20 protein-coding genes and 6 tRNA genes are annotated in these 23,184 nt (G+C 72.7%); 12 read left to right on the forward strand and 14 right to left on the reverse strand.

Annotated elements, in window-relative coordinates; all coding sequences use genetic code 11:
* Positions 1-28 precede the first annotated feature (28 nt).
* Complete coding sequence (gene dxs, locus AOM07_RS04570) at positions 29-1,981, forward strand: 1-deoxy-D-xylulose-5-phosphate synthase (protein ID WP_084830108.1); 1,953 nt, start codon at positions 29-31, stop codon at positions 1,979-1,981.
* Between the two features lie 235 nt (positions 1,982-2,216).
* Here dxs and AOM07_RS04575 read toward each other — a convergent pair whose 3' ends face one another.
* Both AOM07_RS04575 and AOM07_RS04580 read right to left on the reverse strand, forming a co-directional pair.
* Positions 2,217-3,473, reverse strand: coding sequence for an HRDC domain-containing protein (locus AOM07_RS04575; RefSeq protein WP_062311621.1), 1,257 nt, complete (start codon positions 3,471-3,473; stop codon positions 2,217-2,219).
* A complete protein-coding gene (locus AOM07_RS04580) occupies positions 3,470-4,024 on the reverse strand; it encodes a DUF3000 domain-containing protein (RefSeq protein WP_062311622.1) in 555 nt (184 codons plus the stop codon). Before AOM07_RS04580 ends, AOM07_RS04575 begins: the two co-directional genes overlap by 4 nt.
* A gap of 105 nt (positions 4,025-4,129) precedes the next feature.
* Here AOM07_RS04580 and gnd point away from each other — a divergent pair, with 105 nt between their 5' ends.
* Positions 4,130-5,566, forward strand: coding sequence for an NADP-dependent phosphogluconate dehydrogenase (gene gnd, locus AOM07_RS04585; RefSeq protein WP_228374380.1), 1,437 nt, complete (start codon positions 4,130-4,132; stop codon positions 5,564-5,566).
* Between the two features lie 118 nt (positions 5,567-5,684).
* A complete protein-coding gene (gene zapE, locus AOM07_RS04590) occupies positions 5,685-6,683 on the forward strand; it encodes a cell division protein ZapE (protein WP_062311624.1) in 999 nt (332 codons plus the stop codon).
* A gap of 9 nt (positions 6,684-6,692) precedes the next feature.
* Here zapE and AOM07_RS04595 read toward each other — a convergent pair whose 3' ends face one another.
* Positions 6,693-7,715: a polyphosphate kinase 2 family protein gene (locus AOM07_RS04595; protein WP_084830109.1), complete on the reverse strand. Its 1,023-nt coding sequence runs from the start codon at positions 7,713-7,715 to the stop codon at positions 6,693-6,695.
* Positions 7,716-7,838: 123 nt separating this feature from the next.
* Here AOM07_RS04595 and AOM07_RS04600 point away from each other — a divergent pair, with 123 nt between their 5' ends.
* Together AOM07_RS04600 and AOM07_RS04605 are read left to right on the forward strand one after the other, a co-directional pair.
* Positions 7,839-8,021: a hypothetical protein gene (locus AOM07_RS04600; RefSeq protein ID WP_062311625.1), complete on the forward strand. Its 183-nt coding sequence runs from the start codon at positions 7,839-7,841 to the stop codon at positions 8,019-8,021.
* 176 nt (positions 8,022-8,197) lie between these two features.
* A complete protein-coding gene (locus AOM07_RS04605; RefSeq protein WP_062311626.1) occupies positions 8,198-9,589 on the forward strand; it encodes an HNH endonuclease signature motif containing protein in 1,392 nt (463 codons plus the stop codon).
* 117 nt (positions 9,590-9,706) lie between these two features.
* Here the strand turns inward: AOM07_RS04605 and treZ are convergent, their stop codons facing one another.
* The 3 genes from treZ to AOM07_RS04620 all read right to left on the reverse strand — a co-directional run bounded on the left by treZ (position 9,707) and on the right by AOM07_RS04620 (position 14,572).
* Positions 9,707-11,461 (reverse strand): malto-oligosyltrehalose trehalohydrolase, encoded by a 1,755-nt coding sequence (gene treZ, locus AOM07_RS04610; protein WP_062311627.1) that lies wholly within the window; start codon positions 11,459-11,461, stop codon positions 9,707-9,709.
* Positions 11,458-13,983, reverse strand: coding sequence for a malto-oligosyltrehalose synthase (gene treY / locus AOM07_RS04615; RefSeq protein WP_062311628.1), 2,526 nt, complete (start codon positions 13,981-13,983; stop codon positions 11,458-11,460). The genes treZ and treY overlap by 4 nt, the downstream gene beginning before the upstream one ends.
* Positions 13,984-14,062: 79 nt before the next feature.
* Positions 14,063-14,572: an organic hydroperoxide resistance protein gene (locus tag AOM07_RS04620; protein WP_084830110.1), complete on the reverse strand. Its 510-nt coding sequence runs from the start codon at positions 14,570-14,572 to the stop codon at positions 14,063-14,065.
* A 171-nt stretch (positions 14,573-14,743) separates the two neighbouring features.
* On the opposite strand from AOM07_RS04620, the gene AOM07_RS04625 reads away from it, so the two are divergent.
* Positions 14,744-15,322: a TetR/AcrR family transcriptional regulator gene (locus AOM07_RS04625; protein ID WP_062311629.1), complete on the forward strand. Its 579-nt coding sequence runs from the start codon at positions 14,744-14,746 to the stop codon at positions 15,320-15,322.
* Positions 15,319-15,918: a DUF1684 domain-containing protein gene (locus AOM07_RS04630; protein WP_062311630.1), complete on the forward strand. Its 600-nt coding sequence runs from the start codon at positions 15,319-15,321 to the stop codon at positions 15,916-15,918. Before AOM07_RS04625 ends, AOM07_RS04630 begins: the two co-directional genes overlap by 4 nt.
* On the opposite strand, the gene AOM07_RS04635 is transcribed toward AOM07_RS04630, so the two are convergent.
* Positions 15,915-16,448 (reverse strand): hypothetical protein, encoded by a 534-nt coding sequence (locus AOM07_RS04635; protein WP_062311631.1) that lies wholly within the window; start codon positions 16,446-16,448, stop codon positions 15,915-15,917. The genes AOM07_RS04630 and AOM07_RS04635 overlap by 4 nt on opposite strands.
* Before the next feature lie 200 nt (positions 16,449-16,648).
* Between AOM07_RS04635 and fucO the strand changes: the two genes are divergently transcribed.
* Positions 16,649-17,815 (forward strand): lactaldehyde reductase, encoded by a 1,167-nt coding sequence (fucO, locus tag AOM07_RS04640; protein WP_062311632.1) that lies wholly within the window; start codon positions 16,649-16,651, stop codon positions 17,813-17,815.
* 61 nt (positions 17,816-17,876) lie between these two features.
* Here fucO and AOM07_RS04645 read toward each other — a convergent pair whose 3' ends face one another.
* The 7 genes from AOM07_RS04645 to AOM07_RS04675 form a co-directional block, all read right to left on the reverse strand.
* Positions 17,877-18,209: a potassium channel family protein gene (locus AOM07_RS04645; RefSeq protein ID WP_062311633.1), complete on the reverse strand. Its 333-nt coding sequence runs from the start codon at positions 18,207-18,209 to the stop codon at positions 17,877-17,879.
* A 96-nt stretch (positions 18,210-18,305) separates the two neighbouring features.
* Positions 18,306-19,703, reverse strand: coding sequence for a DUF2252 domain-containing protein (locus tag AOM07_RS04650; protein ID WP_062311634.1), 1,398 nt, complete (start codon positions 19,701-19,703; stop codon positions 18,306-18,308).
* 86 nt (positions 19,704-19,789) lie between these two features.
* A tRNA-Val gene (locus AOM07_RS04655) sits at positions 19,790-19,864 on the reverse strand.
* 54 nt (positions 19,865-19,918) lie between these two features.
* A tRNA-Gly gene (locus AOM07_RS04660) sits at positions 19,919-19,994 on the reverse strand.
* Positions 19,995-20,043: 49 nt separating this feature from the next.
* Positions 20,044-20,118: transfer RNA gene (locus AOM07_RS04665), tRNA-Val, on the reverse strand.
* 1 nt (position 20,119) lies between these two features.
* Positions 20,120-20,190: transfer RNA gene (locus AOM07_RS04670), tRNA-Cys, on the reverse strand.
* A 32-nt stretch (positions 20,191-20,222) separates the two neighbouring features.
* A tRNA-Gly gene (locus AOM07_RS04675) sits at positions 20,223-20,295 on the reverse strand.
* 139 nt (positions 20,296-20,434) lie between these two features.
* On the opposite strand from AOM07_RS04675, the gene AOM07_RS04680 reads away from it, so the two are divergent.
* The 4 genes from AOM07_RS04680 (at position 20,435) to AOM07_RS04695 (ending at position 23,156) form a co-directional block, all read left to right on the forward strand.
* Positions 20,435-21,532, forward strand: a complete 1,098-nt coding sequence (locus AOM07_RS04680; protein WP_062311635.1) for a chorismate-binding protein — start codon at positions 20,435-20,437, stop codon at positions 21,530-21,532.
* The gene (locus AOM07_RS04685; RefSeq protein WP_062311636.1) at positions 21,529-22,398 is read left to right on the forward strand and encodes an aminotransferase class IV; all 870 of its coding nucleotides are present in this window, start codon (positions 21,529-21,531) and stop codon (positions 22,396-22,398) included. Before AOM07_RS04680 ends, AOM07_RS04685 begins: the two co-directional genes overlap by 4 nt.
* Positions 22,399-22,425: 27 nt before the next feature.
* Positions 22,426-22,500 (forward strand) — tRNA-Val (locus AOM07_RS04690).
* 122 nt (positions 22,501-22,622) lie between these two features.
* Entirely contained in the window at positions 22,623-23,156 is a 534-nt protein-coding gene (locus AOM07_RS04695; protein ID WP_228374391.1) for a 2'-5' RNA ligase family protein, read from the forward strand.
* Positions 23,157-23,184 lie beyond the last annotated feature (28 nt).

The following is a 23,184-nucleotide window of genomic DNA, read 5'->3' on the forward strand; positions in this document are numbered from 1 at the left end:
GGCCGGCCCCGCGCATCGTCTCGGCACGATGCGCGGCACGCCCGCGCGGGACGGCGTCGCCGAGCGTCGGGACCGGAAGGCCGTACAGTGGAACGTCAACGGCAGTGAGGAGCAACGGGTGCTGGAGCGCATCGGGTCGCCGCGGGATCTCCGCGGGCTGACCTACGAGGAGCTGGCGGAGCTCTCCGCTGAGATCCGCGACTTCCTGGTCGACAACGTGTCGCGCACGGGCGGCCACCTGGGTCCGAACCTGGGCGTCGTCGAGCTCACCATCGGCATCCACCGGGTGTTCCACTCGCCGCACGACTCGATCGTCTTCGACACCGGCCACCAGTCCTACGTGCACAAGCTGCTCACGGGGCGCCAGGACTTCACGTCGCTGCGCCGCCGCGGCGGCCTCGCCGGCTACCCGGCCCGCCAGGAGAGCGTCCACGACATCGTGGAGAACTCGCACGCGTCGACCGCGCTGTCGTGGGCCGCGGGCATCGCGCGCGGCCACACGCTCAAGGGCGAGGGCGAGCGCAGCACGATCGCCGTGATCGGCGACGGCGCGCTCACCGGCGGCATGGCGTGGGAGGCCCTCAACTCGCTCGGCGCGTCGCAGGACCGGGTCGTCGTCGTCATCAACGACAACGGCCGCTCGTACGCGCCCACGATCGGCGGCCTCGCGCGCCGCCTCGACGGCATCCGCACCGACCGTCGCTACGAGGAGTTCCTCGGCTGGGGCAAGCGCACGTTCCAGGACCGCGGCCCCGTGCGCGGCTGGACGTATCAGACCGTCATGCACACCAAGCGGGCGCTCAAGGGGCTGCTCACCGACGACGGGGTATTCGCCGACCTCGGCCTCAAGTACATCGGCCCCATCGACGGCCACGACCTCCCGCAGGTCGAGCGCGCGCTGCACCAGGCGCACGACTTCGCCGGCCCCGTCATCGTCCACGTCCTCACCGAGAAGGGGCGCGGCTACACGCCCGCCGAGCAGGATGCCGCGGACCGCTTCCACGCGGTGGGCAAGATCCACCCCGAGACCGGCCTCCCGATCGAGCCGTCGCGCTTCGGCTGGACCGGCGTGTTCGCCGACGAGATCGTCGCGGTCGCCGAGGAGCGCCCCGACGTGGTCGCCCTTACCGCCGCGATGCTCGCGCCGGTGGGACTCCAGCCGTTCGCGGACGCGTACCCCGAGCGGGTTATCGACGTCGGCATCGCCGAGCAGCACGCCGTCACCAGCGCCGCCGGCCTCGCCTATGCGGGCCTCCACCCGGTCGTCGCGGTGTACGCGACGTTCCTCAACCGCGCCTTCGACCAGGTGCTCATGGACGTCGCGCTGCACCAGGCGGGCGTGACGTTCATGCTCGACCGCGCCGGGCTCACCGGCGACGACGGGCCCAGCCACAACGGCATGTGGGACATGGCGCTGCTGCGCCACGTGCCGGGCCTGCAGCTCGCGGCGCCGCGCGACGCGGACACGCTGCGCCAGGCCTTCCGCGACGCGCTCGACGTCGACGACGCGCCCACGGTGGTGCGGTACCCCAAGGGCGCCGTCGGCGACCCCATCCCGGCGATCCGTGCGGTGGGCGGCCTCGAGGTGCTCGCCGAGCACGGCGACGCCCCGCGCGTCGTGGTCGTGGGCCTCGGCTCGATGGCCGGCACCGCGATCGAGGCGGCCGACAAGATCGCCGCCGACGGCATCGACACGCTCGCCGCCACGGCGACCTGGGTCCACCCGGTGCCCGAGGGGCTGTCCGAGCTGATCGGCGGCGCCGAGCTCGTGGTGACCGTCGAGGACGGCCTCACGGACGCGGGCATCGGCCAGGAGTGGGCGAACTACGCGCGGCTCCAGGGCCTCAACGCCGAGTGGGCGCACCACGGCATCCCGCGCGAGTTCCTCCAGCACGCCTCGCGCGCGCAGCTCATCGACGATCTGGGCCTCGACCCGTCGGCGATCGCCGCGGACACGCTCGCGCAGCTCCAGCAGGACTGACCCGGGGCGCCCGGCCCGGCCAAGCGCCCCGCCCCGCGAAGCGCCCCACCCCGCGAAGCGCCCCACCCCCGAATGGGTAGGTGGTCGTCGGTCTGCCGAGATCCTGGCGCCTCATGGGTACGTGGTTGTCGTTCGCTCCGGCGGGGCGACCACCATCTACCCGCGACGCTCAGGGAAGCCGCGAAAGCGACCACCATCTACCCATTCGGGGTTGGCGGCAGAATGATCCGGCGGATCAGCCCTCCGACGGCACGTGCGCCTCGGCGAAGGCGGCCACGAGCTCGGGAGTGACCAGGTCGATCTGCCACGCGCGGGCGCCGCGGCCCGCGAGGAACGAGCGGATCCACTCCTCGCCGCCGTCGGCGTACTCCCAGCAGGTGCGGCGCAGCGCGTCGGGCTGGAGGAGGTTCTCGGCGGGGATCTCGTGGCGCTCGACCAGGGTCGCGATGCGGTCGCGGGCGGCGGTGAGCCGCGCGAAGGCCTCGGGCCGCTTCTCCTTCCACACCCGCTGCTGCGGCGGTCCGTCGCCCTGGGGCGCGCGCCGCGACGGCAGCGCCTTGTCGGGCAGGGTCATGGCCTCCTCGACGGCCTTGTACCACTGCGGCGCGCGGCGCTTGGTGCCCTTCGACTGGTACTCGCGGACGCCCATGAGCGCGTCGAGCGACGTCGGCTTCGCGATCGCTGCGGCGACGATGGCCTGGTCGCGCAGGACGCGGCCGGGGGAGACGTCGCGGCGGCGCGCCTCCTTGTCGCGGGCCTCCCACATCGACCGGACGATCGCGAGGCCGCGCTGGTCGCGCACCTGGTGCGATCCGGAGGTGCGGCGCCACGGCTCCTCGCGGGGCTCGGGCGGGGGAGCGAGGCGCACGGCCTCGAACTCCTGCTCGGCCCACTCGAGCTTGCCGGCGGCCTCGAGGTGCGCGGCCAGGCGGTCGCGCAGGTCGAGCAGCACCTCGACGTCGAGGGCCGCATAGACGAGCCAGTCGTGGGGGAGCGGACGCGTCGACCAGTCCTGCGCCGAGTGCTCCTTGGCGAGCGCGAAGCCGAGCTCGCGCTCGACCACCGCGGCGAGGCCCACGCGCGGCCAGCCGAGCAGGCGCGCGCCGAGCTCCGTGTCGAAGACCTTGGCCGGCGTCATGCCGAGCTCGCGCATGCCGGGCAGGTCCTGGCTCGCGGCGTGGAACACCCACTCCGCGTCGCCGAGGGCCTCGCCGAAGCTCGACAGGTCGGGCAGCGCCGCGGTGTCGATGAGGGCGATGCCCGCGCCCGCGCGCTTGAACTGCGCGAGGTACGTGCCCTGGCCGTAGCGGAAGCCGGAGGCGCGCTCGGCGTCGGCGGCCACGGGGCCCGTGCCGGCGGCGAAGGCCTCGCACGCCTCGGCGAGCGCCTCGGGGGTGTCGATGATCGGCGGGACGCCGTCCTCGGGCTCGGTCAGCGGGATGGCGGCGGGCGCATCGTCCTCCGGGGACGACGCGGCGGTCGGCTCGGTCACAGGGTCCTTCCCGGCAGCGTGCGCACTCCCTCCGGCGTCGGTGGGACGCCGGCGCACGCGGCCATGAGATCCGTCCACGCCGCGATGTGCGGGGCCAGATCGGTCGTGGTGGGCGTCCACGACGCCCGTAGCTCGATGCTGACCTCGTCCGGTCGGTCGGCCATCTCACCGAACGACGTCGAGGTCACCTTGGTCACGGTACCGCCGCGCGCGCGGTGGGGCGCGCCCCCGAGGGAGTCCGACAGCCAGGACCACGCGACGTCGCCCCACAGCTCGTCCCTGCCGACCTCCGGGTCGGCCGACGCCTTCACGAGGGCGACGATGCGCATCGTCCCCTCCCAGGCGGCCTGACCCTCGGGGTCGTGGAGGATGACGAACCGGCCCGACGCGTCCTGGCCCTCGACCTCGCCGCTGATCGCCGCCGCGTAGGGCGCGATGCGGTGGGGGGCGGGCACCTCGGTGAGGTGGACGGACGGGTGCGTGGGGGCGTCGCGCAGCGACAGGAGCGCCTCGCGGAAGTCCGCGGGCGCCTCGCTGAGGTCGCTGGCCATAAACGGAGCCTATGCCCCGTGCCTGGCAGCGGGCGCGTACGCCACGCTCGGCGCGAGCGTCTAGGCTGGGCGCGTATCCCCGAACCCTCTCGAAGGATGGAGACGATGGCGCTCGCTCAGATCGGTGTGACCGGCCTCGCGGTCATGGGTCGCAACCTGGCTCGCAACTTCGCCCGCAACGGCTTCACGGTGGCGGTGCACAACCGTTCTCCGCAGAAGATGCACTCGCTGCTGGAGGACCACGGCGACGAGGGCGAGTTCATCGGCTCCGAGTCGCTCGAGGACTTCGTCGCGTCGCTCCAGGTGCCCCGCACCGTCGTCATCATGGTGCAGGCGGGCGGCCCGACCGACGCCGTCATCGGCCAGCTGACCGAGCTGCTCGAGCCGGGCGACATCATCGTCGACGCGGGCAACGCGCTGTACACGGACACGATGCGTCGCGAGAAGGACCTCGCCGCCCAGGGCCTGCACTTCGTCGGCTCGGGCGTCTCCGGCGGCGAGGAGGGCGCGCTGCTCGGCCCGTCGATCATGCCCGGCGGCCCCGCCGAGTCGTACGTGACGCTCGGCCCGATCCTCGAGAAGATCTCCGCCAAGGCCGAGGACGGCACCCCGTGCTGCGTGCACGTGGGCCCCGACGGCGCCGGCCACTTCGTCAAGATGGTGCACAACGGCATCGAGTACGCCGACATGCAGCTCATCGGCGAGGCGTACGACCTGCTGCGCACCGGCCTCGACCTCGAGCCCGCCGAGATCGCGGACATCTTCGCCGAGTGGAACCAGGGCGACCTCGAGTCCTTCCTCATCGAGATCACCGCCGAGGTGCTGCGCCAGACCGACGCGCGCACCGGCAAGGCGCTCGTCGACGTCATCAAGGACGAGGCGGGACAGAAGGGCACCGGCCGCTGGACCGTGAAGTCCGCGCTCGACCTGGGCGTGCCCGTCACCGGCATCGCCGAGGCGACCTTCGCGCGCGCCATCTCGTCGCAGGTCAAGCAGCGCGCGGCCGCGCGCGACGTGCTCACCGCGTCGACCGGCGACTTCCACATCAACAACCGTGAGGGCTTCATCGAGGACGTGCGCCTCGCGCTGTACGCCTCGAAGGTGGTCGCGTACGCGCAGGGCTTCGACCAGATCCGCGCCGCCTCGGAGGAGTTCGGCTGGGACATCACGCTCGGCGACATGGCGAAGATCTGGCGCGCCGGCTGCATCATCCGCGCCCGCTTCCTCGACCGCATCACGGACGCGTTCACGCGCGACGCGGACCTGCCGACGCTGCTCGTCGACCCGTACTTCTCGGACGCGATCGCGAACGGCGTGGGCGCGTGGCGCCGCGTGGTCGCGCAGGCCGCGCTCACGGGCGTGCCGGCGCCGGCGTTCTCGTCGTCGCTGTCGTACTACGACTCGCTCCGTGCCGAGCGTCTGCCCGCCGCCCTCATCCAGGGCCAGCGCGACTTCTTCGGCGCGCACACCTACAAGCGCGTGGACGCCGAAGGCACGTTCCACACGCTGTGGTCGGGCGACCGGTCCGAGGTGGAGGCGTAGGCCTTCCTCTGCTTGCTCCCGGGGGGGGGCGTCGGCTGCGGCCGGCGCCCCGTTCGGCGTCTCCGGGAACGATGCACGGGTTTCGTCGCGTGCGGCGCGGGCCTCTAGGGTGGGGCGGGTGAGCATCGAGCTGGTCGGGCGCAGGCCCGAGGTCGCCCCCGAGCAGCTCATCGCCGCGCTCGTCCCGCCGCCGCACTTCGCGTCCGCGTCGTTCGACACGTACGTGCCGGATCCGGCGCACCCGTCGCAGGGCGCCGCGCTCGCCGAGGTGCGCGGCTTCGCGGCCCCGCACCTGCGGCGCTTCCGGACGCGGCGGGGGAACGGCACCGGGCTCTACCTGGACGGCGGCTTCGGCGTGGGCAAGACCCACCTGCTCGCGTCGCTCGCGCACGCGCTCGGGCCCTCCCGCGCGGCCTTCGGCACGTTCGTCGAGTACACCAACCTGGTGGGCGCGCTGGGCTTCGCGAAGGCGCGCGAGGCGCTGTCGGCGTTCGCGGTCGTGTGCATCGACGAGTTCGAGCTCGACGATCCGGGCGACACGCTCATCATGGCGCGCCTCATGCGCGAGCTCACCGACGCGGGGACCTGCGTCGCGGCGACGTCCAACACGCTGCCCGACGCGCTGGGCGAGGGCCGCTTCGCCGCCGACGACTTCCAGCGCGAGATCCAGGCCGTCGCCCGGGTGTTCCAGACCGTGCGTATCGACGGCCCCGACTACCGGCACCGCGGATCGCTCGACTTCCCCGCGCCGGCGTCGCCCGAGCTGCTCGAGGAGCTGGCGGCCGGGCCGGGCGGGGCTGCGGTGGCGTGGGACGCGCTCGTGGCCGACCTGGTGAACGTGCACCCGTCCAGGTACGGGGCGTACGTGTCCGGGGTCGAGCGGCTCGCGATCCGCGAGGTCGCGCCGCTCGCCGACCAGAACCAGGCGCTGCGCGTGGTGGCGCTGGTGGACCGGCTGTACGACCGCGACGCGGTGGTGGCGGCCTCGGGCGTGCCGCTCACCGAGGTCTTCACGCCGGAGATGATGCGCGGCGGCTATCGCAAGAAGTACCTGCGCGCGTTGTCGAGGCTCGAGTCGATGGCGCACGCGGCGCTCGATCACACGCGTCCGGTGTGAGGCGCGGGTTCAGCCCTTCCTGCCCTTCTTCTTGCTCTTGCTCTTGGCTTTTGCCTGGGCCTTGCCCTCGTCCTTGCCGGGCCTCGACTTCTTGCCGCCCTTCGCCTTCTTGGCGGCCTTCTTGTCCTTCTTCGCGGGGGCGGGCTCCGCGTCGTCCCCGGCCGCCGCATCGTCCACCGGCAGGAGGGCCTCGAGGCGGGCGCGCTCGGCCTGGACGTCGAAGCTGGCCGGCGGCCAGGCGAGGTTCATGTCCTCGAGGGTGTCGATGAGAAGCTGCGTGACGGCGAGGCGTGCGTACCACTTGCGGTCGGCAGGGACGACGTGCCAGGGCATCGACGGCGTGGAGGTTGCGTCGAAGACGTCCTGGTAGGCATCCATGTAGGCGTCCCAGCTCTCCCGTGCGTCGAGGTCGCTCGGGTCGTACTTCCAGAACTTCTCGGGGCGCTCCAGCCTGTTCGCGAGCCGGGCGAGCTGCTCGTCCGGCGAGATCATGAGCGCGCACTTCACCACGGTGATGCCCGCGTCCTCGGTCTGCTGCTCGAAGCGGTTGATCTCGGCGTAGCGCTTCTGCCACGGGTCGCCCTCGACGAGCCCCGCCACGCGCGCCACCAGGACGTCCTCGTAGTGCGAGCGGTCGAACACGCCGATCCGCCCGGGACGGGGGAGCGCGCGCCGGACGCGCCACAGGTAGTGGTGGCGGAGCTCCTCCGCCGTGGGCGCGCCGAACGAGCGGACCGCGACGCCCTGAGGGTCGACCTTGCCGAGCACGTGCCGTGAGATGCCTCCCTTCCCCGACGTGTCCATGCCCTGGAGGACCAGCAGGACGGCGCGTTCGCTGCCCGAGCGGCCCTCCGCGTACAGCATCTCCTGGAGGTCCGACAGCCTCTCGCCGAGCCGCGCCATAGCGGCCGTGCCCTCGGCCTTGCCGCCGGAGAATCCCGGCGTCGCGCGCGTGTCGAAGGAGCCGAGGTCGAAGCCCTCGCCCACGCGCAGGATGTCCGACGGCCGAACCCGCCACCCCGGTGTCGCCACGTGTGCCTCCCTGAACGGCTCGTTAACTGCCACGATAACCGCGTCCCAGCGCTGGCGGCCGGGTGGCGCTCCTGCTAAACCGGGAGAAGGGACGCTTCCGTCGTTCCCGGGGGGTGAGTCGTCATGAGCAGCAACACGGGTGCGAACGCGGGGTGGGGCGGCACGTACTTCCTCGCGATCGTGGGGTCGGCGGTGTGGTTCTGGCAGCAGGCGGACGGCTTCTGGGAGCACGTCGGGGCGCTGCTGCAGGCGTTGGTGTGGCCGGCGTTCCTCATCTACGACGTGTTCGAGGCGCTGAACTCGTAGCCGCGCGAGTTGGCAGCGCACCCCGGGTGGTGCGCGGGCTGTGGCGTGCCCAGCGTGAGGGGGCCGGGACTGTCGGGGTGGGGTGATGTCCCCGGTCTTGTGGGGGCACTCATTTGTCCACATAGCAGGGATGATGCTTCGAGGGCGTTGTCTGACCCTGGTGGTGGACTTGTCCCATGGAGTTCTCGGTGCTGGATGTCGCGAAGGGCTTGGTGCCGCTCAAGCCCTTCGAGCAGCGCGACCTGCGCACCCTGTCGGAGGACGAGCTCGCGACCGCGCTGGAGGTCGCGGGCAGGCTGGCCCGGCTGGCGGATGTGCCGGGCGTGATGCTCGCCGCGGAGATCCAGCGCCGCTCGAAGGACAAGCCCGGCGGTGGGATGGCACGCCGGCGGGGGCATCGGAACGCGACCGGGATGGTCGCCAAGCAGCGCGGCGGGTCGGCCGGTCAGGCGCACGATGCGATCGCCACCGGCGGGCTCTTCGGGTCCGGCGACGACGGCGACCGCGGTGGGGACGATGCGGGTTCCGGCGGGCAGGGTGGCGCGGGCTCGGGCTCGGGCTCGGGCGGCGCGGGCGGTCAGGCGCCCCGGTTCCCGCATGTGGCGGCGGCGGTCAAGGCGGGCGACCTGTCCGCCGCGCAGGCGGCGCTGCTGATCGACACCCTCGAGGCCATGGACGGTGCCGGTGAGGAGGTCGAGCGGGCGCTGGTGGCCAAGGCGTTGAAGCTGTCGCTGGCGGATCTGCGCAAGGCGTGCCTGGCGCTGCGGGCCCGGTGGGACCAGGACCGGTGGCAGGAGCGCGAGAAGCGCCAGCGCGGCGAACGCTACCTGGCGCTGACGGAGAACGCCGACGGGATGGTGCGGATCTCGGGGCTGTTGGATCCGGCGTCGGCGGCACCGATCAAGACGTGGGTCGACGCGCAGGTCAAGGCCGCCTTCCGTCAGCGACGCGAGGAGGGCCTGGGAGCGGCCCCGGCAGGTGAGGCCGGACGGATCCGCGTCGACGCGCTCGTGGACCTCGCCCGCCACGGGATGCGCTGCGACCAGCCCGGCTCCGGCGTGTCCACGGAGGTCGTGATCCGTATCGACCACGACGCGTTGCGCACGGGTGTGGGCATCGGGTCGTGCGACGCCATCGGCACGCCGCTGTCCGCCGGTCAGACGCGACGCCTCGCGGTCGACATGAAGGTGCTGCCCATCGTCCTCGGTGGCGGCTCCCAGGTGCTCGACGTGGGCTACGCCCGCCGCTTCTTCACCCCCGCCCAACGTCACGCGTTGGCCGAACGCGACGGTGGCTGCGCGTTCTGCCACGCCCCCGTGGCGTGGTGCGACGCGCACCATATCGCCTGGTGGAAGCTGGACTCCGGCCCCACGGACCTGTCCAACGGGGTGCTCCTTTGCACCAGATGCCACCACAGGATCCACGACGACGGCTGGCAGGTCCGCGCCACCGCCACCGAGGTGTGGTTCATCCCGCCCGCATCGGTCGACCCTCAGCGGCGACCCCGCCAAGGCGGCAAGGCCGCCCTCCACATCGACCTCACCGGCACCGCCGGACCACCCAGATGACCCCGCCCCCACGGCGCCCACCCGGACCCCCGGAGGCGCCGCACCGGCATCCCCGGACGCGCCGCAACGGCACGCCCCGGTACGCGCACGAGGGAGGCGCCGGACGCCAGCGTTGGCCTACGCCGCGCCCTCCGCCGCCACCAACGCCACCGCATCGGGCGCGAGCACGAGCCCATCCTCGGAGGCCTCGACAGAACCGAAGACCGCCAGCGCCGGCGACGCCGCAGGCACGACCATGGGCGCGTCCGACAGGTTCGCGTGCACCATGACCGGGCCGTGCATCGTCAGCTGGCGGGGCGCCTGCTCGGAGGCGCCGGCGGGGTGGGCGGCCCAGGCATCGTCGTCGAGCGTCGCCGCTCGGGCCGCCATCGCCTCGGCGACCCAGCGCTCGATGCGCTGGTGCCCGGGCGACGCGGCCGAGACACCGGATCCCAGCTTGGACCGGAGGAACGTCTGCCGGTCCTGCGGGTCCGGCACCTGGATCGAGCCCCCGTAGAGGTCCTCCCAGCCGTGTCCCGCGAACTCGCTCATCCTGCCCTCCGACACCGCCGAGCCGAGCGGCTCGTCGTGGTCCGTGAAGAACATGAACGGACGGGTCTCCCCGTACTCCTCGCCCATGAACAGCATCGGCGTGAAGGGGGATAGCAGCACGAGCGCGAGGGACGCCGCCTGAGCACCGGGGGACAGGCGCGAGGCCGGCCGGTCGCCGAGCGCGCGGTTGCCCACCTGGTCGTGGTTGGAGGCGAACACGACGAAGCGGCGGCGGTCGGTGGACGCGGGCACCGGGGCGCCCCAGTCCTCGCCCCGGAAGGTCGAGAAGCCGCCGTCGTGGAGGAAGACGTCCCGGTAGACCTTGTCGAGCGCCTCGATCGAGCCGAAGTCGCAGTAGTAGCCGTGCCGCTCGCCCGTGAGGTAGGCATGGAGCGCGTGGTGGACGTCGTCGGCCCACTGGGCGGTCATGCCGAGGCCGCCCTTGGAGGTCGGCGTCACCATGGCGACGTCGTTGAGGTCGGACTCCGCGGTGAGCGACAGCGGACGTCCGAGCCGAGAGGCCAGAGAGGCCGTCTCGTCGGCGAGCTCCGCGAGGATGTGGCGGGGCGAGTCGTCGACGAGCGCGTGGACCGCGTCCAGCCGCAGCGCGTCGAGGTGGAAGTCCTCGAACCACCGCAGCGCGTTGTCGACGATGAAGCGCCGCATGCCCTCGGCCGACGGCTGGTCGAGGTTGACCGCCCAGCCCCACGGCGTCTCGTGCGCGTCCGTGAAGTACGGCCCGAACTGCGCGAGGTAGTTCCCGTCCGGCCCCAGGTGGTTGTAGACGATGTCGAGGCACACGCCCAGGCCGTGCTGGTGCGCGCGGTCGACGAACCGCTGCAGCGCCTCCGGCCCGCCGTAGGCCTCGTGCACCGAGTAGAGCGCGACGCCGTCGTAGCCCCAGCCGCGGTCGCCCGGGAAGGCGGCGACCGGCATGAGCTCGATCATCTCGATCCCGCGCGCGGCCAGGTCGCGCAGCTGGTGCGCATCGATCGCGTCGAGCGTCCCGCCCGGCGTGAAGGTGCCGATGTGGAGCTCGTAGTGGACCGCGCCGCGCGCGTCCACGCCCGCCCACGAGCCGTCGCCCCACGCGTGGGCGTCCGCGTCGAACGTACGCGAGGGCCCGTGCACGCCGTGCGGCTGCCACGCGCTGCGCGGGTCCGGGAACGGCCCGTTGCCGTCCACCACGAACGCGTAGTCGGTGCGCGCGGGCAGTCGCGGGCCCTCCCACCAGCCGTCGTCGGCGGGGCGCATGGCCGCGGTCACGGGGGCGTCGGCCGGGCCGATGCGGCACTCGACCTTCGTGGCGTCGGGCGCCCACACCCGCACCGGGGCGCTCACACCCGCTCCAGCAGCGCGACGGGGTGGTTGCGCAGCAACTGCGCGAGCGGGGCGGGGCCACCCTCGACCACCTGGCGGCCGATCACGTCGCGCCAGTGCCCCTCGGGCAGCTGCACGGTGTGCTCGGACCAGCCGCCCAGGCGTTCGAGCTCGAGGCCCGCGCGCGTCGCGACCGTGATGACCGTCGGCTCCTCGGCGACCGTGCGCGCGAAGACCACCGCATGGCCCGAGGACGATGCGAGGGGCACGTAGCCCGAGTCCGCACCGATGAAGGCCTCGGCGTGGTCGCGGCGCAGCCGCAGGGCCGCGGACGTCACCAGCATCTTCTCCTCGGCCAGGCCGCGGGGCTTCGCCCGACCGGTGAGCCGCCGCAGCGTCTCCTGCCGCAGGTCGAAGTCGACCGGCCGCCGGTTGTCGGGGTCCACGAGGCTCGGGGCGAGCAGCTCCGTGCCCTGGTAGACGTCGGGGACGCCCGGCACGGTCAGCTGGAGCAGCTTCTGGCCGAGGATCGCCGCCCGCACGCCCGTCGCGGTCAGCCGGTTCCAGCCCTCGACGGCCTCGCGCACCGCGGGGTCGGCATGCGTGGTCTGCGCGAACCACAGCACCTGCGACTCGTAGGTCTCGTTGACCGACGTCCAGGTGGTGTGCGACTTCGCCTCGCGCATCGCCTTGAGGAGATAGCCCTCGAGACGGTCCCAGGCCATGAGCCCGTCCTCGTCGGACGTGCCCACGAGGGTCTGCCACCAGAGGTTCTCGGTGCGCCCGTCCAGCTCGGCGGGGCGCAGCTCCTCGGTGATGGTGCGGAGGTGCTGGACGAGCTCGTCCCACTGGTCCGCGGCCTCCGACAGCACCCCGAGCCGGGCCCGCACGTCCTCCGAGCGCTTGGTGTCGTGCGTCGACAGGCAGGTCATCGCGTGCGGGAAGAGCTGCTGCTGCTCGTGCGCCCACGCGTGGAAGGCCGCCGGCGGCATCGCGAACCGGCCGGCGGGGGAGCCGACCTCGCACAGCGGCAGGAGGTGGGTCCACCGGTAGTACGCGGTGTCCTCGACGCCCTTGGCCATCACCGCGCCGCAGGCCTGCTGGAAGCGCGTGATGAGCTCGCTGCGCTTCGCGTCGACGGTGCGGCCGGCCGAGCCGACCTCCGCGCCCTTGAGCAGGTCCACCACGACGTCGAGCGTCTCGTGGCGCTCGGGGTCCAGGACGCGCCGGGCGCGCTCGGCGGCGTGGTCGATGACCTCGGCCGAGGCGGGACGCGCCTTCTCGCCCGGCACCACGTACGCGCGGTAGCGGTCGAAGGTGACGAGCAGGGTGCGGAGGCAGTCGTAGAGCGCGCGCCACGTGTGGTCGCGCAGGCGCACGTCGGTGGTGCACACGTGGTGCGCGATCGTGGCGAGGCGGTGGACCTCGCTGGAGAGGGACTCGCGGACGATCTCCCACTTCGCGGCGTCGATCATGTCGGGCAGCTCGCCCATGGCGTCGCCCGCGACCCGATGCAGGGTGCCGGCGAGCGGCGCCGCTCCGGCGGGGTCGCGCAGCAGCGCGCCCACGCGCCACGACGCGTCGTAGCCGGTGGTGCCCGCGCACCGCCACGTGGTGGGGAGGCGCTCCTCGTCCTCGAGGATCTTCTCGACGACGATCCACGCGCCGTTCGTCGCCTCGGACAGCCGCGCGAGGTAGCCCTCGGGGTCCGCGAGCCCGTCGGGGTGGTCGATGCGGAGCCCGTCGAGCGTGCCGTCGTTGATGAGGGCGACGATGCGCTCGTGGGTCGCGTCGAACACGTCCTCGTCCTCGACGCGCACGGCGACGAGCGAGCCGACGTCGAAGAACCGCCGGTAGTTGAGCTCCTCGTTGGCCACGCGCCAGTAGGCGAGGCGGTAGTGCTGCTCCTCCACGAGCGAGGCCAGGGGAAGGTGCTCGGTGCCCGCACGGACGGGGAACACGTGGTCCCAGTACCGCAGGACCGGCACCCCGCCGCGGTCCTCGTGGCCGGGCACCACCATGTGGTCGACCGACAGCTCGCCGGCGGACAGCACCGTGCCGATGCGCTGGCCGAGCACCGGCATGAGGACCGGCTCGCCGGACTCCCAGTCGACGTCGAACCAGTGGGCGAACGGGGACTCGAGGCCGTGCTCGAGCACGGACCACAGCGCCTTGTTGTGGAAGGCGGGAGTCGGCACCGCCATGTGGTTGGGCACGACGTCCGCGACGAGACCGATGCCGCGCTCGCCCGCCTGCCACGACAGGTTGCGCAGGCCCTGCTCGCCGCCGAGCACCTCGGCGATGCGCGAGTGGTCGACCACGTCGTAGAAGTGGGTCGAGCCGGGGGCGGCCGTGAGGATGGGGGAGAGGTACAGGTGAGACACGCCCAGCGAGGCGAAGTAGTCGAGGCGGTCCGCGGCGTCGGCGAAGGTGAAGTCCTCGCTCAGCTGCAGCCTGTAGGTCGAGACGGGAACCTGCGCGCCCGCGCGGTGCCCCTGCCTCTTCGTGCTCCTCGATCGTTCCGGCGTGACGTCTGTCGTCATAGAGAGAACCAGCCTCCTCAGGGTGTGACCATCATGACAGACGCACCCCGGGGAGGCTGGTATTCCCTTGGGAGGGCTTTTACTTGACCCTGACCTCGATCTCGACCGGGATGTTGCCGCGCGTGGCGTTCGAGTAGGGGCACATCTGCTCGGCCTTCTCGGCGACGCGCTCGGCGGTCTCCTGGTCGATCCCGGTCGCCGTGACGGCGAGCCGCACTCCGAGCCCGAAGCGGTTGAGCGCGACCGGCCCGATGCCGACCCGCGCCGTCACCTCCGACTCGATGAGCTTCACCTTGAGCAGCTTCGCCGCGCCCTGGAAGGCCGAGTTGAAGCACGCCGCGAAGCCCGACGCGAAGAGCTGCTCGGGGTTCGTCTTCTTGGGCTTGGTGATCGGGTTGGGGATGACGAGGTCGAGGTCGAGCAGGCCGTCGCTCGTGGCGACGCGACCGTTGCGACCGTCGCCGGTGGCCGTGGCCTGCGCGGTGTAGAAGGCCTTGGGGTGCTTGGGTGCGCGGTCGTGCTCGGCGCCCTCGCCCGGGGTGATGTCGACGTCGGTCTCTGCGGCCACGGTGTCGGTGTGCTCGGTCATGCGCTCCTCCTGGGTTCCGGATCGGGTTGTAGAGTTACTAGTACGTCTACATGAAGCCGAACGCAAGTCGGGGCAGGATGGATTCCCGAGGGCGCGGAGCTTCCGGAGGAACGTGGGAGAAGCCGGAGAGGCCGGAGCGCCCGAGCGATCCGCAGGAGAGGAGCCGTGCACATGACCGTGACCGCCGATCGTCGTCCCGCCCGCGGGCCGGGCGTCCGCGAGGCGATCCTCGACGTCGCCGCGGCCCAGTTCGCCGAGCACGGCATCCGTGCCGTCAGCGCCGACCGCATCCTCGCCGAGGCAGGTTTCTCCAAGGTCACCTTCTACCGGCACTTCCCGACGAAGGACGATGCGGTGGTCGCCTACCTCGAGCGCGAGCTGGCCCGCGTCCGGGCCGTGATCGAGGAGTCCGGGTCGGACGATCTCGACCGCGACGCGCTCGCCGCCGCGCTCACCGAGGAGATGTGCCGCCCGCACTTCCGGGGGTGCCCCTTCATCAACGCCGCGGCCGAGTACCCCGAGCCCGACCACCCCGTACGGAGGGTCGTCGCGGAGTTCCGCGCGCTCATGGTCGCCGCGATCGACGCGTGGCTCGCGCGCCGAGGCGTCGCGGACCGGACCGGGCTCGCCGAGCAGATCATGATGCTGCGCGACGGAGCGCTCGTCGCCGGGTACCTCGACCACGACCCCGACGGCGTGGCCCGGGCGCTCGCGGACGCCATCGGGGCGCTCGTGCGGGAGTCGTCGTGACGGACGCGTGGGACGTGCGCGACTGGCGCATCCACGTCGCGGACCTCTACGCCGAGGTGCGCGCGGAGCCCGACCCCGAGGTCGCGCACCGCATGTGGGCCCACGGCCGCGCCGCGCTGCTGCGCGACCACCCGGCGACCCCCGTGCCCGCCGGCGCCCGCGCATCGTTCACGCCCGACGTGGCGCCCTACGACCCGGCGCTGCGCTTCGTCGTGCGCGTCGAGCCGGCAGCGCCGGAGCGGCGCGAGGTGCCGACGCCCACCGACGGCGTCGTGCCCTTCGAGCGGGTCGGCCGCGTCGACCTGCCCGGTCTCGGCGGGCTCGACGTGTGGTGGCTCGACAGCTACGGCGGCGGGATCTTCGTGCCGCTCAAGGACGCCTCGCCGCGCACGTACGGGGGCGGCCGCTACGTGCTCGACACGGTCAAGGGCGCGGACCTGGGCGGCACGCGCGAGGCGCTCGTCGTCGACCTCAACTTCGCGTACCAGCCCTCGTGCGCGTACTCGTCGGACTGGGTGTGCCCGCTGCCCGGGCCCGGCAACACGCTCGCGCTGCCCGTCGACGCGGGCGAGCTGCACGTGCCGATCGCCGGCTAGCTCTGAGGCTGGTCCGCCGCCGGATCGTCGAGCGAGTCGTGGTGGCGCGCCGACATCCGCAGCAGCTCGATCACGGTCTTGGGGTGGTACGCCGAGAGGCGGTCGGCGACGAGGCTCATCACCGCGCCCGAGGTCGTGTCGGTCAGCCGCACCACGATGTCGGTGAGCCGGCCCGTGACCTCGACCTCGAGCTCGTGGCGGGGGAACGAGCCCATGAGGTACGCGCGCTCCGGGTGCGCCGCGAAGAAGCCGTGGGGGAGGCCGAGCACGTGGACCTGCGTGGGCGTGACCGCGAGGCAGACGTGGGGCGGCAGCTCGGCGTGGTGGGACGCGAGGTCCTCGCCCAGGTGCGCGCCGGCCGCGACGGTCTCGGGCGCGCCCGTGTCGTCGTGCGCGACGTGGCTGTCGGCGCGCGTGTTCCAGATCGGGTCGTCGAGCGCGGTCTCCGGCATGAACTCGGCGACGTCGAGGACCGAGTCGTCGCCCGTGGCCGCGCGGGCCGCCTCCTTGAGCCTGTCCTCGCGTGACATGCTGCGCCTCCTCCCGGCGCCGAGGCGACGACGCCCTTCCTGCCACCGTACGCGCACGCGCAGGGGTTCTGCGAGGGATGCCGCCCGCCCCGGGACCTCCGGCCCTCCCCGGGGTGCGCCAGTGGTGAAACGATTCACGGCATCGGGTCCGCGTCTCCTGCGGTGACGGCCGCGCGCGGGCTCAGGAATGGAGGTGCGACGTGGCACATCGGATGATCTGGAACCAGACGGCCTACTTCGGCGCGGGCGCGATCGAGGTGATCCCGGGCGAGCTCGAGTCGCGCGGCTTCACCAAGGCCTTCGTGGTCTCGGACAAGGTGCTCATCGACTCCGGCGTGACCGCCAAGGTGACGGCACTGCTCGACGCGGCGGGCATCCCGTACGAGGTGTACTCCGACGTGCTGCCCAACCCGCCCATCGAGAACGTGCAGGCGGGCGTCGAGGCCTTCAAGTCGGCCGGCGCGGACGTGCTCATCGCGGTCGGCGGCGGCTCGCCGCAGGACACGTGCAAGGCGATCGGCATCATCATCGCCAACCCCGAGTTCGCGGACGTGCGCTCGCTCGAGGGCGTCGCGCCCACGAAGAACCCGTCGGTTCCGATCATCGCGGTCCCCACGACCGCGGGCACCGCCTCGGAGACCACCATCAACTACGTCATCACGGACGTCGAGCGGAACCGCAAGTTCGTCTGCGTGGACCCCCACGACATCCCGATCCTCGCCGTCGTCGACGCGGACATGATGGCCACGGCGCCGCGCGCGCTCAAGGTCGCGACCGGCCTCGACGCGCTCACGCACGCCATCGAGGGCTACACCACCAAGGGCGCGTGGGAGCTGTCGGACCTGTTCCACCTCAAGGCGATCCAGGTGATCGCGGCGTCCCTCCGCGCCGCGGCCGACGGCGACGCCGAGGCGATGGAGCGAATGGCGCTCGCGCAGTACATCGCGGGCATGGGCTACTCCAACGTGGGCCTCGGCATCGTGCACGCGATGGCGCACCCGCTGGGCGCCTTCTACGCGGCGCCGCACGGCGTCGCCAACGGCATCCTGCTCGCCCCGGTGATGGCGTTCAACGCGCCGGAGACGGGGGAGAAGTACCGCGACATCGCCGCGGCCTTCGGCGTCGAGAACGCGTACGGTATGCCCCTCGAGGACGCCCGTGAGGCCGCCGTCGACGCGGTCGCGCAGCTCACGCGCGACCTGGGCAACCCGCTCACGATCGACGAGATCGGCGCGAAGTCGGACGACGTCCCGGCGCTCGCGCAGGCCGCGTTCGACGACGTGTGCGCGGGCGGCAACCCGCGCGCCACGACCGTCGCGCAGTTCGAGACGCTGTACCGCTCGCTGCTCGGCGCCACCGTCGGCTGACACGGGACGATGCGGGGAGGGCCGTCGGCGCGAGCCGGCGGCCCTCGTCGCGTGCGGGTCGTCAGCCGTCGCGGTTGCCTCCGTCGTCGTGCGGGTGGAAGGGTCGACGCCGCACCATCCGGGCGTTGAGGAACGCGAGCAGGATGCTCACGCCCACGAAGAGGTAGACGACGGTGAAGAGCTTGGCCCCGTCGGACGTGGGCGTGAGGTCGCCGAAGCCCACGGTGGTGAGGGCGACGGTGCTGAAGTAGAGCGAGTCCACCCAGCTCCAGCCCTCGAGCTGGTGGTAGACGACGGTGCCGACGGCTAGGAGGCTCACCGCGGCGATCCCCAGGCGGCGGTAGGTGGCGGAGTCCTTGTACCGGATCTCGGGCTGATCGAGCGGGTCTGACACGGTTCCTCCTCGTGCGCGCGGGCGGAGCGGGCGCGGCGATGCGTCCTGCCGCCATCGTAGGAAGGGAGCGCCCCGCGCAGGGCTCTACACGCCCTGCTACACGCCCTCCTCGGCGTCGAGACGGCCCGACCTGACCGCGGCGACGAGCGCCGCGTGGTCCCGCTCGGCGACATCCGCGTAGCGGCGGGACCAGGCGGCGATCGCCTCGTCGAACGTCGTGCCGTCGGCGAGGTAGCCCCGGATGGTCCCGGCGCCGGGGCTCTGCGCATGCGCGCGCGCCAGCAGGGCGCCGCAGACGGCCGCGTAGTCCGTGAGGCTCGCGGCGGTGAGCGACTCGAGGTCGATCGCGCCCTTCATGTCCCGGAACTGCCGGATGTAGTAGTCGCGGCCCTCGTGCGCGAACCAGCCGAGGAAGCGGTCGGAGACCGCCTGCATGATCCGCTGCCCGGTCACGACCCGCCAGCCCTCGCGCCCCAGGCCGGCCGGGGGCTGGGGCTCACGTTCCGGACGCCCGAGGGGCATGCCGCCCTGGCTCACGAGCACCGACGGGCGTGCCTCCTTCGCCTGCAGGAAGAGGGGCTCGCCGGACGGTCCGACGAGCAGGGCGATGTGCGCGCGCAGCCCCACCGATCCCACGCCGACCGCGCGGAACGCGCCGTCCACCACCGTGAACTGCTCGAGCAGCGTGACCACGTCGGGCGCGGCCGTGTCGCGGTACACCTTCATGAGCCGCAGCGTCGACTCGGGGGTGATGAGCCCGAGGTGCCGCAGGATGGGCGGATCGTCGACGATGCGCAGGTCGCCACCCGAGCCCTCCGTCGTGATCGACCGCAGCACCCGGGTCGAGGTGCGCTTGCGCGCCTTCTTCTCCGCCGTCCGCATGAGGCGGCGCGCGGCGGAGCCCCGGGTCGACTCCTCGACCCGGTCCGCCTCCACCCGGTAGTAGAAGCGCTCGAGGGCGGTCATCGCGAACAGCTTCTCGAGCCCGCCGCGGTACGCGCACACCGCCTCGGACACCGCCGCGGCGCAGGCCTTCTCGGAGGCGCCGATGTCGCGGCCCGCCAGCACGATGCTCGCGCCGAGCCGCTTGACGTCCCACTCCCACGGGGCGACGTCCACCTCGTCGAAGTCGTTGAGGTCGAACATCAGCCGGCGCTCGGGCGACGCGTACAGCCCGAAGTTCGCGAGGTGCGCGTCGCCGCACGCCACGACGCGGACGTCCGTGCGCGGTGCGTCGCGCAGGTCGTGGGCCATCTGGGCGGCGGTGCCCCGATAGAACGCGAACGGCGACTGCATCATGCGCCCGACGCGGATCGGCACCATCTCCGGCATGCGGGTGGCGTTCTGCTCCTCGAGCAGGCCGATCACGTCCCGGTCCGGCAGTTCGAGCGCGGCGTGGTCGCGCCGCTTCAGCGTGCGGCGCAACGCGCGGCCGCGCGCGAGCTGCTCCTCGAGCCGTGGGCGGGGCGCGCGCGGATCCAGCGCATCGGTCATGCCTCCATCATCGAGCGGCGTGCCGCGGGGCGCGCGGGCTGGAGACGACAGAAGGCCCCCGGGGCGAACCCGGGGGCCTTCGTGCGTGGTGGGCGATACTGGGATCGAACCAGTGACCTCTTCCGTGTCAGGGAAGCGCGCTACCGCTGCGCCAATCGCCCGTCTTCTCCAGACGGAGCGACCGCCGGCTTCCCCTGGGGGAGACCGGCGGTCCTTGGAGCGGACGACGGGACTCGAACCCGCGACCCTCACCTTGGCAAGGTGATGCTCTACCAACTGAGCCACGTCCGCGTTGCCGGGGCAGAAGCCACGGACTTCAGAGGAACCCGAAGGAACCTCGTGGTGGGCGATACTGGGATCGAACCAGTGACCTCTTCCGTGTCAGGGAAGCGCGCTACCGCTGCGCCAATCGCCCGAGGTGGAGATGGGATTCGAACCCACGTATACGGCTTTGCAGGCCGCTGCCTCGCCTCTCGGCCACTCCACCGTAGTGCCGTAGCCTAGGGCTACGACGCTCCGAGCGGACGACGGGACTCGAACCCGCGACCCTCACCTTGGCAAGGTGATGCTCTACCAACTGAGCCACGTCCGCATGTCTGGGCTGTTGCCCTGACGAGAGATAGACCTTAGCGGATATCGGCGCGCGAAACCAAATCGGCGCCCTGCTGAGCGTGTCGTCCCGTTCGGCCCTCGTTCGGCCCCCGTTTACAGCCGCCGCTAGCGTGGGCGGCATGCAGTGGGAGGACGATCCGCGACGCGCGGGCAGCGCCGCGTTCCGGGGCGTTCGCGCATCCCGGCCGGTCGAGCATGTGGACCTGGCCCGGGACGGCGCGCGCGTCGCCGAGGGCGGCTTCTGGGTGGTTGTCGCGACCTTCGAGGGCCGCCTCGACGCGTGGCGGATGGCCTCCGTCGAGCGGGACGATGCGGTGCCCGAGCCCGCGCCCGGGCGGGGGTGGGAGGGGCCCGCCCCGGAGGCGTGGAGCACCTCCCTCGACCGCGAGGCCTACGTCGCGGGCGTGGAGGCGATCCGCGACGACATCCGCGAGGGCGAGGTCTACCAGGTCAACCTCTGCCGCATGCTCGAGGCGCCCCTGCCCGCCACGGGGCCCGGCCCCGACGCGGTGGCCCTCGCGCATCGTCTCGCCACGGGCAACCCCGCCCGCTTCGCCTCCCGCATCGTCATCCCGGAGACCGCGGCCTGGCCTGGCGCGTGGGTGGTGTCCGCCTCGCCCGAGCTCTACCTGCGCGTCGACGGCAAGCGCGTCTCGTCGAGCCCCATCAAGGGCACGTGCGCACCGGGGGAGTCGATGCTCCCCAAGGACGAAGCCGAGAACGTCATGATCACCGACCTCATCCGCAACGACGTCTCGCACGTCGCGGTGCCCGGCTCGGTGACCGTGCCGGAGTTCCTCGGGCTCCACGAGCACCCCGGCCTCGTGCACCTCCAGTCGACGGTCGAGGCCGCGCTCGCGACCGCCTACGACTGGACGCCCGACCTGTGGCCCGCGCTGCTCGACGGGACCTTCCCGCCCGGCTCGGTGTCCGGGGCGCCCAAGTCCTCGGCGCTGCGCATCATCGCGCGCGAGGAGCCCACCGCCCGCGGTGCCTACTGCGGCGGCATCGGATGGATCGACGCGGACGCCCGGACCGCCGAGCTCGCGGTCGGGATCCGCACCTTCGCATGGTCCCCTGACCAGGGCGGACGGCTGCGCTTCGGCACCGGCGCGGGCATTACGTGGGGATCTGACCCCTATGGGGAGTGGGAGGAGACGGAGCTCAAGGCGCGTCGGTTGATAGGGCTCGCTTCGACCACCACAATGACGCCATGACAACGCTGGTGTGGGCTGGGGGGCTCCTGCGCGCCGAGGACGAGCCGATCGTCCGGGCGGGGGACCACGGGTGGACCGTCGGTGACGGCGTCTTCGAGACGATGGAGGTGGTGAGCGGTCGCGCCTTCGCGCTGCGCCGCCACCTCAAGAGGCTGGCCTACTCGGCCGCGCGCATGGGCATGCCGCCCGTGGACGAGGACGCCGTGCGCGAGGCGATCGGCGAGGTGCTGGCCGCCGGGGACGGCCTCACGCGGCTGCGGGTGACCGTGTCGTCGGGCCCGGGGCCCATGTCGTCGGCGCGCGGCGAGGGGCCGCACACGATCGTCGTGACCGCGAACGACGGCCCGGCGCTGACCGAGTGCCGCGCGGTGCGCGTGCCGTGGCGGCGCAACGAGCGCTCGCCGATCGCGGGGGTGAAGAGCACCTCGTACGCCGAGAACGTCGTGATGATGGAGTTCGCGCGCTCGCGTGGCGCCGACGAGGCGCTCATGGCCAACACCCACGGTCACCTGTGCGAGGGCACCGCGAGCAACATCCTCATCGAGCGCGGCGACGAGATCGTCACGCCGCCGCTCGCGTCCGGCTGCCTGCCCGGCATCGTGCGCGGCCTCGCCCTCGAGTGGGGCTCCGACGCCGGCATCCCGATCCGCGCGGCCGCGCCCGGCGAGCTCGACATGAGCGCGCTCGACGAGGTGGTGCGGGGCGAGGCCTTCGCCGCCGTCACGTCCTCGACGCGCCGGGTCCAGCCGCTCACCGCGCTCGACGGCACCCTCGTCGAGCGGGGTCCGCTGCTCGAGCGCCTGGCCGTCGTCTTCGACGAGCGCGCCGCGCGCGACGCGGACCCTGCACCGAGGCGCTCCAAATAGCCGCTATAGTTGTCTCCGCACCGCAAGGGGCGATTGGCGCAGGGGTAGCGCGCTTCCTTCACACGGAAGAGGTCACTGGTTCGATCCCAGTATCGCCCACCACGACGAGAGGCCGTCCGGATCATCCGGACGGCCTCTCGGCTTTTCCAGGCACGATGCGCGCTCGTCACGCCGGAGTCGACGCCTTGGTCCTACGCTGAGGTGTGCGGCTCTTCGTGGGGATCATGACGCCCGACGCCGTGGACGACGCTCTCGACGCCGTCCTCGACGCCGCGGTGGTCTTCCGCGCCCGGGAGGCGGGAGTCGACCGCTGGACGCCGCGCGCCGAGCGCCACGTCACGTTGCGCTTCGTCGGCGAGACCGATGCGCGGGCCGACATCGAGGCCGCCGCGGCGCTCGCGGCCGCCGCCTCGGGACCGCCGCGGCTGCTCATCGGGCCGCTCGCGGTGGCGCTCACAGCGCGCGTGGTCGCGCTGCCCGTCGAGGGCGCCGACGGTGCCGCCGCCAGCCTCGACGAGGCGCTCGAGGAGGCCGGCGTCCCGGGCCGCGACCGTCCGTTCACGGGCCACCTCACCGTCGGGCGGTCCCGCCACCGGATCCGCGGCGCCGCCGCCCACGACGCCCTCCGCCACGCGCCGCTCGCCGTCCCGTGGCAGCCGGCCGCGCTCCACGTCGTCGCGAGCGAGCCCGGACCGGGCGCCCGCTACCGCGTGCTCTCGACCCATCCGTTCGCCGGACCGGGGGCGGCCGCCGCGTGACCCTTGCCCGCATCGTCCCGTCTCGCTA

This window comes from Demequina rhizosphaerae (genome assembly GCF_000971255.1).
Classification (GTDB): domain Bacteria; phylum Actinomycetota; class Actinomycetes; order Actinomycetales; family Demequinaceae; genus Demequina; species Demequina rhizosphaerae.

Coding starts and splice junctions, on each gene's coding strand:
- dxs (WP_084830108.1), top strand. CDS start 29: ATGCGCGGCACGCCCGCGCGGGACGGCGTCGCCGAGCGTCGGGACCGG.
- AOM07_RS04580 (WP_062311622.1), bottom strand. CDS start 4,024: ATGGCCAGCGACCTCAGCGAGGCGCCCGCGGACTTCCGCGAGGCGCTC.
- gnd (WP_228374380.1), top strand. CDS start 4,130: ATGGCGCTCGCTCAGATCGGTGTGACCGGCCTCGCGGTCATGGGTCGC.
- AOM07_RS04600 (WP_062311625.1), top strand. CDS start 7,839: ATGAGCAGCAACACGGGTGCGAACGCGGGGTGGGGCGGCACGTACTTC.
- AOM07_RS04605 (WP_062311626.1), top strand. CDS start 8,198: ATGGAGTTCTCGGTGCTGGATGTCGCGAAGGGCTTGGTGCCGCTCAAG.
- treY (WP_062311628.1), bottom strand. CDS start 13,983: ATGACGACAGACGTCACGCCGGAACGATCGAGGAGCACGAAGAGGCAG.
- AOM07_RS04620 (WP_084830110.1), bottom strand. CDS start 14,572: ATGACCGAGCACACCGACACCGTGGCCGCAGAGACCGACGTCGACATC.
- AOM07_RS04625 (WP_062311629.1), top strand. CDS start 14,744: ATGACCGTGACCGCCGATCGTCGTCCCGCCCGCGGGCCGGGCGTCCGC.
- AOM07_RS04635 (WP_062311631.1), bottom strand. CDS start 16,448: ATGTCACGCGAGGACAGGCTCAAGGAGGCGGCCCGCGCGGCCACGGGC.
- AOM07_RS04650 (WP_062311634.1), bottom strand. CDS start 19,703: ATGACCGATGCGCTGGATCCGCGCGCGCCCCGCCCACGGCTCGAGGAG.
- AOM07_RS04680 (WP_062311635.1), top strand. CDS start 20,435: ATGCAGTGGGAGGACGATCCGCGACGCGCGGGCAGCGCCGCGTTCCGG.
- AOM07_RS04685 (WP_062311636.1), top strand. CDS start 21,529: ATGACAACGCTGGTGTGGGCTGGGGGGCTCCTGCGCGCCGAGGACGAG.
- AOM07_RS04695 (WP_228374391.1), top strand. CDS start 22,623: ATGACGCCCGACGCCGTGGACGACGCTCTCGACGCCGTCCTCGACGCC.